9 protein-coding genes and 1 pseudogene are annotated in these 11,600 nt (G+C 66.2%); 5 read left to right on the top strand and 5 right to left on the bottom strand.

The window, feature by feature from the left end:
• The 3 genes and pseudogenes from L995_RS05645 to L995_RS05635 form a co-directional block, all read right to left on the bottom strand.
• A pseudogene (locus tag L995_RS05645) lies at positions 1-278 on the bottom strand (3-mercaptopyruvate sulfurtransferase); the annotation flags it as partial.
• A 93-nt stretch (positions 279-371) separates the two neighbouring features.
• Entirely contained in the window at positions 372-1,277 is a 906-nt protein-coding gene (locus L995_RS05640; RefSeq protein WP_016452492.1) for a DMT family transporter, read from the bottom strand.
• 322 nt (positions 1,278-1,599) lie between these two features.
• Complete coding sequence (locus L995_RS05635) at positions 1,600-2,739, bottom strand: aromatic ring-hydroxylating oxygenase subunit alpha (RefSeq protein ID WP_016448933.1); 1,140 nt, start codon at positions 2,737-2,739, stop codon at positions 1,600-1,602.
• Between the two features lie 340 nt (positions 2,740-3,079).
• Between L995_RS05635 and xseB the strand changes: the two genes are divergently transcribed.
• The 5 genes from xseB to L995_RS05610 all read left to right on the top strand — a co-directional run bounded on the left by xseB (position 3,080) and on the right by L995_RS05610 (position 8,824).
• Positions 3,080-3,316, top strand: a complete 237-nt coding sequence (gene xseB, locus L995_RS05630; protein WP_016448932.1) for an exodeoxyribonuclease VII small subunit — start codon at positions 3,080-3,082, stop codon at positions 3,314-3,316.
• An 8-nt stretch (positions 3,317-3,324) separates the two neighbouring features.
• Positions 3,325-4,275: a polyprenyl synthetase family protein gene (locus L995_RS05625; protein WP_047470013.1), complete on the top strand. Its 951-nt coding sequence runs from the start codon at positions 3,325-3,327 to the stop codon at positions 4,273-4,275.
• A 39-nt stretch (positions 4,276-4,314) separates the two neighbouring features.
• Positions 4,315-6,195, top strand: coding sequence for a 1-deoxy-D-xylulose-5-phosphate synthase (gene dxs / locus L995_RS05620; protein ID WP_047470007.1), 1,881 nt, complete (start codon positions 4,315-4,317; stop codon positions 6,193-6,195).
• A 270-nt stretch (positions 6,196-6,465) separates the two neighbouring features.
• Positions 6,466-7,548, top strand: coding sequence for a TRAP transporter substrate-binding protein (locus tag L995_RS05615; RefSeq protein ID WP_047470004.1), 1,083 nt, complete (start codon positions 6,466-6,468; stop codon positions 7,546-7,548).
• 196 nt (positions 7,549-7,744) lie between these two features.
• Complete coding sequence (locus L995_RS05610) at positions 7,745-8,824, top strand: TRAP transporter substrate-binding protein (protein ID WP_016448928.1); 1,080 nt, start codon at positions 7,745-7,747, stop codon at positions 8,822-8,824.
• Positions 8,825-8,970: 146 nt separating this feature from the next.
• Here the strand turns inward: L995_RS05610 and L995_RS05605 are convergent, their stop codons facing one another.
• Positions 8,971-10,803, bottom strand: a complete 1,833-nt coding sequence (locus L995_RS05605; RefSeq protein ID WP_047470002.1) for a TRAP transporter large permease — start codon at positions 10,801-10,803, stop codon at positions 8,971-8,973.
• Positions 10,804-10,820: 17 nt separating this feature from the next.
• Complete coding sequence (locus L995_RS05600) at positions 10,821-11,429, bottom strand: TRAP transporter small permease subunit (protein ID WP_016448926.1); 609 nt, start codon at positions 11,427-11,429, stop codon at positions 10,821-10,823.
• Between the last annotated feature and the right edge of the window lie 171 nt (positions 11,430-11,600).

The raw sequence follows: 11,600 nt of genomic DNA, 5'->3' as shown, positions 1-11,600 counted from the left end.
CGGCTGGGCAGCGGGTGGCGGCCGCCCGAGGCGGCCTGCTCGCTGGCCGCCACGCTGCCATGTGCGCCGGGCACGCCGTGTTTTGCGCTGAGGTCATGGTCCAGGTCGGCGAAGACGGCGCCGGGAATATGCGCCTGCAGGTACTGCGCCTTGCCGGCTGCGGGTTGGGCCAGGTCGAAGCTGCAGTCAAAGACCATCAGCGGACGGCCGCCGGACTGCAGCGCGGCCAGTTCCTGGACGGAGATCAGGGTCTGGTAGGAGGAGGTGTTGGATGTCATGGATGCGGAACTCCGAAAGCCAGCGCAGGCGGCGGTGCGCCTGCGGCAAAAGGTCCGATCCATTATGCGACGGCCCCAGGCGGGCCGTCGCCGTCAGCCGCGTGAACGCAGGGCCGTGGCCAGGGCGCCGCTGGCCACGATCAGCACGATGCCGGCCCAGCCGATCAGCGGCACGCTTTCGCCGAACAGCGCCAGGCTCAGCAGGGCGGCAAAGACGATGCCCGAGTACTGCAGATTGGCCACCACCAGGGTATTGCGGCTGTTGCCGGCCGAAGCGTAGGCCGCCGTCATGCAGACCTGGGCCACGGCAGCCAGCACGCCCACGGGCAGCAGCCACAGCGCGCGCCAGCCCGGCCAGGCGGACACGCCCGTGAAGCACATGGCCAGGGCGCCGGCCACGGCCGAGCCCAGTGCGAAGTAGAAGACCACGCGCGCCTCGGGCTCGCCCATGCGCGACAGCGTGGCCACCTGCATATAGGCCATGGCGGCGAACACCCCGCCGATCAGGCCGCCCGCGCTGGCCACGAATTCCTGCGGCGCCGCGCTGGGGCGCAGCACCAGGATCACGCCCACGAAGCCCAGGGCCACGGTGGCGACCAGGCTCCAGGGAAACGGCGGCAGTGCGCGCAGCGCATGCGATTCGGGCTGGCGGCGCAGCTGGTGGCGCAGCAGCAGGCCCTGGCCGATCAGAAACACCGCCATCCAGATGCTGCTCATGGAGTTGAAGGTGGCGGCCGTGGCCAGCGGCAGGTGGCCGATGGAGTAGAACCAGGCGCCCATGGAAGTCACGCCCACGAAGCTGCGCCAGGCATGCTCGCGCGGGTAGCGCGTGGCCAGCGAAATGCCCTGGTGGCGCGCCAGCCACCACAGCGCCACCATGCTGACCAGCCCGCGGTAGAAGACGATCTCCGCCGCGTTGAAATCCTGGGAGGCGAACTTCACACACACACTCATGACCGCAAAGACGAATGCGGCCGCCACCATCCACAGGGCTTGCATATTAATGACCGGATAGAGCCGCACAAGGACCGCGGCGCTGGACGAGAAAGGGTTGGGTTTTGTTTTTCGCGCATGCCGCCTGGCTGTCTACGGCCCGGGGCCGCGGCAGGGGCACGCGCAAGGCACTGTATTGCATAAGCCAAGACATTGGGTCTGCCTCGGGATGCATTGCAGTCGCCAGCCCTGCCCATTGGGCACACCAGGGCGCTTGCATGCAGAGGAGCTGTGCGGCGGGCCTGCCGCTCGATGAAGGCGGCCCGATGCAGGAGGCCCAATGCAGACGGCCCGCACGAATGCGGGCCGTCGGAAGAGCCGGAGCCGATCAGCGTGCGGGGACTGCGTCACCCATCACGCCGCGATACCACTCATGGAAGTGCTGCATGCCGTCTTCCATGGGGCTCTGGTAGGGGCCGACCTCGTTGTCGCCGCGCTCGTACAGCGCCCTGCGGCCGGCGTCCATGCGCTCGCCGATCTCGTCGTCCTCGATGCAGGTCTCCATGTAGGCGGCCTTTTGCGCCTGCACGAATTCGGGCTCGAAGGCGGCGATCTCTTCGGGGTAGTAGAACTCGACCACGTTCAGTGTCCGGTCCACGGCCAGCGGGTGCAGGGTCGAGACCGTGAGCACATGCGGATACCACTCCACCATGATGTGCGGGTAGTAGGTCAGCCAGATCGCTCCGCGTTCGGGCAGCTCGCCGTTGCGGTAGGCCAGCAGCACGTCGTGCCACTTCCTGTAGGTGTCCGAGCCGGGCCGGGCAAAGCCGGGCGCCACGCCCACGGTCTGCACCGAGTACTCCCTGGAAAACTCCCACTGCAGGTCATCGCAGGTCACGAAGTTGCCCAGGCCCGGATGGAACGGGCCCACGTGGTAGTCCTCGAGGTAGACCTCGATGAAGGTCTTCCAGTTGTAGTTGCACTCGTGCATCTCGACATGGTCGAGCACGAAGCCCTCGAAGCTCAGCTGCTCGCGCAGCTTCATGCCGGCGAGGTCGGCCTCGATGTCGCGGCCGTTGTCCTCGAACAGCAGGCCGTTCCACTCGCGCAGCCGGTAGTTGTTCAGGTTCAGGCAGGGATCGTGGCTGAAGTGCGGTGCGCCCAGCAGCTCGCCGCTGGTGCTGTAGGTCCAGCGGTGCAGCGGGCAGACGATGTTGCCCCCCGCATGGCCCTTGCCTTCGGTCATCAGGTTGCCCCTGCCCTTGAGCATCACGGCCTGGCGGTGGCGGCAGACGTTGGAGATCAGCTCCACCTGCCCCCTGGCGTTGCGCACCAGCGCACGGCCTTCCTTTTCCTGGGGCAGGGCGTAGTAGTCGCCTATCTCGGGAACGGCCAGTTGATGGCCCACGTAGCGCGGGCCGCGTTGAAAGATGGTCTCCAACTCACGCTGGAACAGCGCAGGGTCGAAGTAGCTGGAAACTGGTAGTTGGCTTGCGGCCTGCTGCAGTTGAAGACTTAAATCAGACATGGGTGACCTGACCTAAAGACTCCCCACAGGGAGGGTGCGCGTGCGCACGGGATTGGAAAAAGCAAAACCGGCCGTTCCTGAACATGGAGACAGGCTTCACGACTTGAAAACAAGCGGCGCCCGAGGCGTCCTGTCTTGTCGGTGAGCCCGACCGCATGCCTAGGCAAGGGGCCGGTTTGGCGGGGAATGGGATTATAGCCCGTGGGGTTATTTCCGGATGCCCGGTACGTGTATTGCAAGCGGCCGATGGCGCCTGTCAAGGGCTGTCCGGTTATTGGCGGCGCGGTCGCGGAGGGACGCCTAGAATCGTCGGTTCCCCACAACGCACTGCCAACGCCACATGCCCAAGGCTGCCCCCAAGGCTCCCGCCGAGCCCACCAGTTACGAATCCGCGCTGCAGGAGCTGGAGCAGCTCATCGCGCAGATCGAGTCGGGCCAGCTGCCTCTGGAGCAGATGCTGGCCGGCTACCAGCGCGCGGCGCAGCTGCTCGGCTATTGCCGGGGCCAGCTCGACGCGGTGCAGGAACAGGTCAAGGTGCTTGACGAGGGGACGCTGGCCCCGTGGAGCCAGGATTGAAGATTGCCATGAGTGCCGTGATGACTTGCGCTTCCGATGTTTCCCAGCCGGCCGGCCCCGGCGCGCTGGATTTCCCCTGCTGGATGACCGATCGCCTGGCGCGCACCGAAAGCGCGTTGTCGCAATGGGTGGGCGTGGATGCGCCGGCCGGCCTGGGCGAAGCCATGCGATACGCCGTGCTCGATGGCGGCAAGCGCCTGCGCCCGCTGCTGGTCTGGGCTGCGGCCGAGGCCGTGGCCGGCCTGCCGTCGGCCGCCGTGCGTGCCGGCTGCGCGGTGGAGTTGATCCATGCCTATTCGCTGGTGCACGACGACATGCCCTGCATGGACAACGACATGCTGCGCCGTGGCAAGCCCACGGTGCATGTGCAGTTCGGCGAAGCCTCGGCCCTGCTGGCTGGCGATGCGCTGCAGGCGCTGGCCTTCGAGCTGCTCGTTCCCGAGCCCGATCAGGCCGACAGCATACCGGACGCCCTGCAGGCGCGGCTGTGCCGGCTGCTGGGCCGTGCCGCAGGCGCGCAGGGCATGGCCGGTGGCCAGGCCATCGACCTGGCCAGCGTGGGCCTGCAGCTGAGCGAGGCCCAACTGCGCGAGATGCACCGCCTCAAGACCGGTGCCCTGCTGCATGCCAGCGTGCTCATGGGCGCAGCCTGCAAGGAGGGCGTGGATGCCCAGGCCTGGCAGGCGCTGTCCGACTACGGGCAGGCGCTGGGCGTGGCCTTCCAGGTGGTGGATGACATCCTCGACGTGGTGGCCGACTCGGCCACCCTGGGCAAGACGGCCGGCAAGGACGCGGCCAACGACAAGCCGACCTACGTCTCGCTGCTGGGCCTGGACCAGGCCCGCGCCCATGCCGACGAGCTGTGCGCCCTGGCGCACGCGGCGCTTGCGCGCAGCGGCCTGCCTGATACCCGCGCGTTGGCGGCGCTTGCCGACATGGTGGTGAGCCGCACCCACTGACAATACGGACCGCGGCCTTGCCGCTCCAAGATACCTAGCATGACCACGAACACCTACTCCCTGCTGCAGACCATCGACGATCCCTCGGATCTGAGGCGTCTGTCGCGTGCCGAACTCAAGACCCTGGCCCAGCAACTGCGTGCCTATGTGCTCGACAGCGTCTCCAAGACCGGCGGGCATCTGAGTTCCAACCTGGGTACGGTGGAGCTGACGGTGGCGCTGCATGCGGTGTTCGATACGCCCTACGACCGCGTGGTCTGGGACGTGGGCCACCAGACCTATCCGCACAAGATCCTCACGGGCCGGCGCGAGCGCATGGCCTCGCTGCGCCAGTTCGGCGGCCTGTCGGGCTTTCCGCAGCGCGCCGAGAGCCCGTACGACACCTTCGGCACGGCGCACTCCTCCACCAGCATCTCGGCCGCCCTGGGCATGGCCCTGGCCGCCAAGCAAAAGGGCGAGGACCGCCGCGCCATCGCCGTCATCGGCGACGGCGCCATGACGGCCGGCATGGCCTTCGAGGCGCTGAACAACGCCGGCGTGACCGATGCCAACCTGCTGGTCATCCTCAACGACAACGACATGAGCATCAGCCCGCCCGTGGGCGCGCTCAACCGCTACCTGGCCCAGCTCATGAGCGGGCAGTTCTATGCCAAGGCGCGCGACATGGGCAAGAGCGTGCTCAAGCAGGTGCCGCCGCTGCTGGAGCTGGCCAAGCGGCTGGAGCAACAGGCCAAGGGCATGGTCGTGCCGGCCACGCTGTTCGAGAACTTCGGCTTCAACTACATCGGCCCCATCGACGGGCATGACCTGGACTCGCTGATCCCCACGCTGGAGAACATCAAGAGCCTCAAGGGCCCGCAGTTCCTGCATGTGGTCACGAAGAAGGGCCAGGGCTACAAGCTGGCCGAGGCCGACCCCGTGGCCTACCACGGCCCCGGCAAGTTCGACCCCAGCGTGGGCCTGGTCAAGCCGGCCACGCCCCCGAAGCAGACCTTCACCCAGGTCTTCGGCCAGTGGCTGTGCGACATGGCGGACAAGGACCAGCGCCTGGTGGGCATCACCCCCGCCATGCGCGAGGGCTCGGGCATGGTGGAATTCCACAAGCGCTTTCCAGGCCGCTACTACGACGTGGGCATTGCCGAGCAGCATGCCGTCACCTTCGCGGCCGGCATGGCCTGCGAGGGGCTCAAGCCCGTGGTCGCCATCTACTCGACCTTCCTGCAGCGCGCCTACGACCAGCTGATCCATGACGTGGCGCTGCAAAAGCTGCCCGTGGTCTTTGCGCTAGACCGTGCGGGCCTGGTCGGCGCCGACGGCGCCACGCATGCCGGTGCCTACGACATCGCCTTCGTGCGCTGCGTTCCTCACATGAGCATGGCCTGCCCGGCCGACGAGCGAGAATGCCGCCAACTGCTCACCACGGCCTACGAGCAGGACCATCCGGTGGCCGTGCGCTACCCGCGTGGGGCGGGCGTGGGCGTGGCCCCGCTGGAGAGCCTGCAGGGGCTGCCCTTCGGCAAGGGAGAGGTGCGCCGCGAATCGGCGGCGAAGAAGGTCGCCATCCTGGCCTTCGGCACCCTGCTGTATCCCGCGCTGACCGCAGCTGAGGCGCTGGACTCCACCGTGGTCAACATGCGCTGGGCCAAGCCGCTGGACGAGGAACTGCTGCGCCAGGTGGCCTCCACGCACGAGCTCATCGTCACCGTGGAAGAGGGCTGCATCATGGGTGGCGCAGGCAGCGCCGTGGCCGAGTCGCTGCAGGCTGCCGGCATCACGCGACAGCTGCTGCAGCTGGGCCTGCCCGACGAGTTCATCGAGCACGGCGATCCCGCCAGGCTGCTGGCCCTGCAGGGGCTGGACGCGGCCGGCATCGAGGCGTCGGTGCGCGCCCACCTGGCGCCCGAGCGCGCCGTGGCCTGAAGATGGGACGGGCCTGTGCCCCGCGATGGGGCGCATCGCGCATGCCGAGCAGGACTACGCGGGGGAAAACCCCGTCCGCGCTTGCTTTGCGGCGTTTTTAGAATCGATACCACCTGATACAGTGTGAATGCACGTGCGAACGTGCGTTTTTTTTGCCGCCGGGTCGCCCCAAGGCAAAAAGCGGCCCCCTCGGGGTGGCCGCGGACCTTGCGCAGCAAGGGGGCGCGGGGGCTTTTTCTGACTGACACAACACATCGCGGAGAGACATTCATGGACCGTCGTTCGATCATCAAACATGCGGGAATCGCTGGCGTGCTGGCTGTGGGAGCCGCACCCGCAGTGCATGCCCAGGAGGCGGTCCGCTGGCGTCTGGCTGCGAGCTTTCCCAAGTCGCTGGACACCATCTTCGGCTCGGCCGAAATGTTCTCCAAGACGCTCAAGGCGATGTCGGGCGGCAAGTTCGAAGTCTCGGTGCATGCGGCCGGTGAGCTGATGCCCGCCTTCGGCGTGGTCGACGGCATCCAGAACGGCACCATCGAGATGGCGCTGACGGCGCCCTATTACTTCACCGGCAAGGACTACATCTTCGCCTTCGGCTGCGCCGTGCCCTTCGGCCTGACCGCCCGCCAGATGGATGCCTGGATGGAGCACGGCGGCGGCCGCAAGCTCATGGACGAGTTCTATGCCCAGTACAACATCAAGAGCCAGAGCGCAGGCAACACGGGCACCCAGATGGGCGGCTGGTTCCGCAAGGAGATCAAGTCGGTGGCCGATCTCAAGGGCCTGAAGATGCGCCTGGGCGGCGGCCTGTTCGGCGACGCCATGCTCAAGCTCGGCGTGGTCGCGCAGAACATGCCTGTGGGCGAGGTCTACCAGGCGCTTGAAAAGGGCACGCTGGATGCCGTGGAATTCGTGGGTCCGTACGACGACCAGAAGCTGGGCTTCAACAAGGTCGCTCCCTACTACTACTACCCCGGCTGGTGGGAAGGCGGCGCCGAGCTGGAGTTCTTCATCAACACCAAGGCGTATGCGGCCCTGTCGCCCGAGTACAAGGCCATGGTCGATTCGGCCTGCAACGTGGCAGCGCGCGACATGACGGCCAAGTACGACGCCAACAACCCCGTGGCGCTCAAGAAGCTGGTGGCCGACAAGACCCAGCTCAAGGCCTTCCCCAAGGACTTCATGGATGCCGGCTACAAGGCCGTCATGGAGATCATGGCCGAGCATGACGCCAAGTCGCCCATGTTCAAGAAGATCAACCAGAGCCTGCGCACCTTCCAGCGCGACCAGCTGCTGTGGGAGCGCTTCTCGGAGTTCCGCTACAACAGCTACATGACCACGGCCAAGCTGTAAGCAGGTCTGCAGCCAGCAGCACGCACAAGGACGGTCCATGCCTTCCACGCCTGCAGGCCAAGCCCGCGTCCCCTCTGCGAAATGCAGCGGGGACGGCGGGCTTTTTTGTTCCGATGATGTATGTGGGCCGAGCTGCCAAGAGCAGTCCGGCCTTTTTTGAATGCTCTCAAGCAGAGCGAATCAGGAGGAGACAGAGATGGACAGAAGAAAAGCACTCAAGCACGCCGGTCTGGCCGGCGTATTGACTGCCGCAGCGGCGCCAGCCGTTCATGCGCAGGCGGCGGTGCGCTGGCGCCTGGCGTCCAGCTTTCCGCGTTCGCTGGACACCATCTACGGCTCTGCCGAGGTGTTTTCCAAGGCGATCAAGGAAATGTCGGGCGGCAAGTTCGAGGTGTCGGTGCATGCGGCCGGCGAGCTGATGCCCGCCTTCGGCGTGGTCGATGGCGTGCAAAACGGCACGGTGGAGATCGCGCACACGGCGCCCTACTACTTCTTCGGCAAGAACGAGGCCTTTGCCATCGGCGGCGCCATTCCGTTCGGCATGAACTCGCGCCAGCTCACGGCCTGGAACGTGGACGGCAACGGCGGCAAGCTGATGCGCGAGTTCTATGCCGAATACGGCATCGTCAACTTCCTGGGCGGCAACACCGGCGCCCAGATGGGAGGCTGGTTCCGCAAGGAGGTCAAGACGACCGAGGACATCAAGGGCCTGAAGTTCCGCATCGGCGGCTTCGCGGGCCGGATCATCGAGCGCATGGGCGGCGTGCCCCAGAACATCCCGGGTGGCGAAATCTACCAGGCGCTGGAAAAGGGCACCATCGATGCGGCCGAATGGATCGGCCCCTATGACGACCTCAAGCTGGGCTTCAACAAGGTCGCGCCGTTCTACTACTACCCCGGCTGGTGGGAAGGCAGCCTGAACCTCGAGTTCTACGTGAACCAGAAGGCGCTGGCCGCGCTGACGCCCGAGCAGCGCGCCATGGTGCAGGCCGCCTCGCACGAGGCCCATGTGGTCACCCAGGCCCGCTACGACGCGCGCAATCCCGGCGCGCTCAAGCAACTGGTGGCCAGCAAGGCCAAGGTGCTGGCCTTCCCGCAGACCGTGCTCGATGCCTCCTACAAGACCACCATGGCGGTCTATGCGGAGCTGGCCGAGAAAAACCCTGCATGGAAGAAGATCTACAGCGACTACCGCAACTTCCAGCGCGACGAGGTGCTGTGGTTCCGCTTCGCCGAGGCGCGCTACGACGCCTTCATGTCGGCGCAGAAGCTGTGAAGTCGCGGCGCCCTCGGGCGTCATGCGCGAAAGCCGGGCACTGCCCGGCTTTTTTCATGCGCGCAGGGGACCGGCGCACGCCGGGGTCCGAACGAAAAAAGGCCCCGCGGTTGCGGGGCCTTTGCTGTCCTTGAGGGAGCCTGCGATCAGCTGCCGGACTTGCTCTCGCCCGGCGTGGCCGGCTGCTCGCGCTGCAGCTGGTCCTGCAGCGCCTTGAGCGCATCGTCCTCACCACCCGCCGGGGCCGAGGGCTCGCCAGGGGTGCCCTCGGGTGCGGGGGGCTGGTTCGCGCCGTCACCGTTGAACATGGGGTCGTTGAAGTCGATGGCCTCGGGCATGGATGCCTCCATCTCCTGGCGCACCTTGTCCAGGTCGTACTCCACCTTCTTGTCCAGCCCGCTGGAGACGATGCCGGGGAAGATGATGATCAGGGCCACCATGAGCAGCTGGATCAGCAGGAAGGGGATGGCGCCCGCATAGATCTGCATGGTGGTCACGGGCTCGGTCATCTTCTTGGTGACCTTGTCCACGTAGGCCTTGGCCGGGGCCACGCTGCGCAGGAAGAACAGCGCGAAGCCGAAGGGCGGGTGCATGAACGAGGTCTGCATGTTCACGGCCAGCAGCACGCCGAACCAGACCAGGTCGATGCCCAGCTTGTCGGCCACGGGGGCCAGCAGCGGCACGACGATGAAGGACAGCTCGAAGAAGTCCAGGAAGAAGGCCAGCACGAAGATCATGATGTTGACCACGATCAGGAAGCCGATCTCGCCGCCGGGCAGGGACACCAGCAGCTCCTCCACCCACTTGGGGCCGTCCACGCCCTGGAAGGTCAGGCCGAACATGGTCGCGCCGATCAGGATGAACATCACGAAGCACGACAGCTTGGTGGTGGACATCAGCGCCTGCTTGAGCAGGTCCATGCTCAGGCGGCCGCGCACGAAGGCCATGACGGCCGCGCCCAGTGCGCCCATGGCGCCGCCTTCGGTGGGGGTTGCCACGCCCAGGAAGATGGTGCCCAGCACCAGGAAGATCAGCAGCAGCGGCGGGATCAGCACGAAGGTCACGCGCTCGGCCATGCGGCTGAGCAGGTGAAGGCCCGTGAGCTTGTTGAACATGGCGGCGATGAAGGCCAGCGCCACGCCGAAGCACATGGACACCACGATGGTCTCGTCCAGAGCGACCTTCTCCACCACATCGCCGGACCACCAGGTGTGCAGCTGGGGCATGTACTGGGCGACCACCATCGAGGCGGCCACGCACAGCACGGTCAGCACCAGGGTGGAGGGCAGGCCGGAGTTGCCATTGGGCTCGCGCAGCGTGCGCGCCTCGGGCGGCAGGGCGGGCACCATGGCGGGCTTGAAGATGGCCAGCACGACGATGAACAGCGCATAGAAGCCCGTCAGCATCAGGCCCGGCAGGAAGGCGCCCTTGTACATGTCGCCCACGCTGCGGCCCAGCTGGTCGGCCAGCACGATCAGCACCAGGGACGGCGGAATGATCTGCGCCAGCGTGCCCGAGGCCGCGATCACGCCCGAGGCGACCCGGCGGTCATAGCCGTAGCGCATCATGATGGGCAGGGAGATCAGGCCCATGGAGATCACCGATGCCGCGACCACGCCCGTGGTCGCCGCCAGCAGCGCGCCCACGAAGATCACCGCAAAGGCCACGCCGCCGCGCACGGGGCCGAAGAGCTGGCCCACGGTCTCCAGCAGGTCCTCGGCCATGCCGCTTCGCTCCAGTATCAGCCCCATGAGGGTGAAGAACGGTATGGCCAGCATCGTCTCGTTCTGCATGATGCCGAAGATGCGCAGCGGAAGGGCCTGCAGCAGGGCTTCGGGCAGCACGCCCAGTTCGATGCCGACAAAGGCGAAGAACAGTCCGCAGGCGCCCAGGCTGAATGCCACGGGAAAACCCACGAGCAGGAAAAGTATCAGCCCCGCGAACATGATCGGGGCCAGGTTGTGGATCACGAATTCCATGATGTCTGTTTCCCCGATCAGGCGCCTTGCCCGCTTTTGTCCTTGGCTCCTGCCAGCCCGCGCAGGGCTTCGGCCAGGTCTTGCTCTGCGGTCTTCTCGCCCTTCTTGGCCGTGGGATCGTCGATCAGGCCCTTCAGGAAGGCGATGCGCTTGATCAGCTCCGACATGCCCTGCAGCAGCAGCAGCCCGAAGCCCAGGGGAATCATCAGGTAGACGGGCCAGCGCACCAGGCCGCCTGCGTTGCCCGACATCTCGCCGGTCTGGATGGCCTGGATCACGAACGGCGTGCCGAACCACAGGATGGCCAGCGCCATGGGGGTCAGGAAAAAGACGAAGCCGAAGATGTCGATCCAGATCTGCGTGCGCTTGGACAGGCGGCTGGCGATCACATCCACCTTCACGTGCTCGCCCTGCAGCAGCGTGTAGCCGGCGGCCAGCAGGAAGGAGGCGGCGAACAGGTACCACTGCACTTCGAGGTAGGCGTTCGAGCTGGTGTGCAACACCTTGCGCACGATGGCATTGATGCCGCTGATGACCGTCGAGGCCAGGATCAGCCAGATAAGGCATCGCCCGACCAGGCTGTTGAGCCAGTCGACCCCTCTTGAGAATTTGAGCAAAGCCTGCATGGTGTCTCCAAAAAGTAGGCTGTATTGGGTCCGTCGCCGTACGTCGGCCTGTAGGCCGGCGCGCAGCGCTCTTGTCGGCGCATGGACCAAAGCCGTCGATTCTACGGAGACCCGAACGCCGCAGGCGGCCTGCTCCCCCTAAAAGAAATCCGTGTGAACCCGAGGACGCGG

The organism is Delftia sp. ZNC0008 (genome assembly GCF_000799035.1).
Lineage (GTDB): Bacteria > Pseudomonadota > Gammaproteobacteria > Burkholderiales > Burkholderiaceae_C > Comamonas > Comamonas tsuruhatensis.
Note: the sequence above shows the minus strand (reverse complement) of the source record. Positions and strands in the feature narration are given on the sequence as shown.

What these genes read in the sequence shown, in the direction of transcription:
- L995_RS05640 (WP_016452492.1), bottom strand. Translation starts at nt 1,277, where the DNA reads ATGCAAGCCCTGTGGATGGTGGCGGCCGCATTCGTCTTTGCGGTCATG.
- L995_RS05635 (WP_016448933.1), bottom strand. Translation starts at nt 2,739, where the DNA reads ATGTCTGATTTAAGTCTTCAACTGCAGCAGGCCGCAAGCCAACTACCA.
- xseB (WP_016448932.1), top strand. Translation starts at nt 3,080, where the DNA reads ATGCCCAAGGCTGCCCCCAAGGCTCCCGCCGAGCCCACCAGTTACGAA.
- L995_RS05625 (WP_047470013.1), top strand. Translation starts at nt 3,325, where the DNA reads ATGAGTGCCGTGATGACTTGCGCTTCCGATGTTTCCCAGCCGGCCGGC.
- L995_RS05600 (WP_016448926.1), bottom strand. Translation starts at nt 11,429, where the DNA reads ATGCAGGCTTTGCTCAAATTCTCAAGAGGGGTCGACTGGCTCAACAGC.
- L995_RS05605 (WP_047470002.1), bottom strand. Translation starts at nt 10,803, where the DNA reads ATGGAATTCGTGATCCACAACCTGGCCCCGATCATGTTCGCGGGGCTG.
- L995_RS05615 (WP_047470004.1), top strand. Translation starts at nt 6,466, where the DNA reads ATGGACCGTCGTTCGATCATCAAACATGCGGGAATCGCTGGCGTGCTG.
- L995_RS05610 (WP_016448928.1), top strand. Translation starts at nt 7,745, where the DNA reads ATGGACAGAAGAAAAGCACTCAAGCACGCCGGTCTGGCCGGCGTATTG.
- dxs (WP_047470007.1), top strand. Translation starts at nt 4,315, where the DNA reads ATGACCACGAACACCTACTCCCTGCTGCAGACCATCGACGATCCCTCG.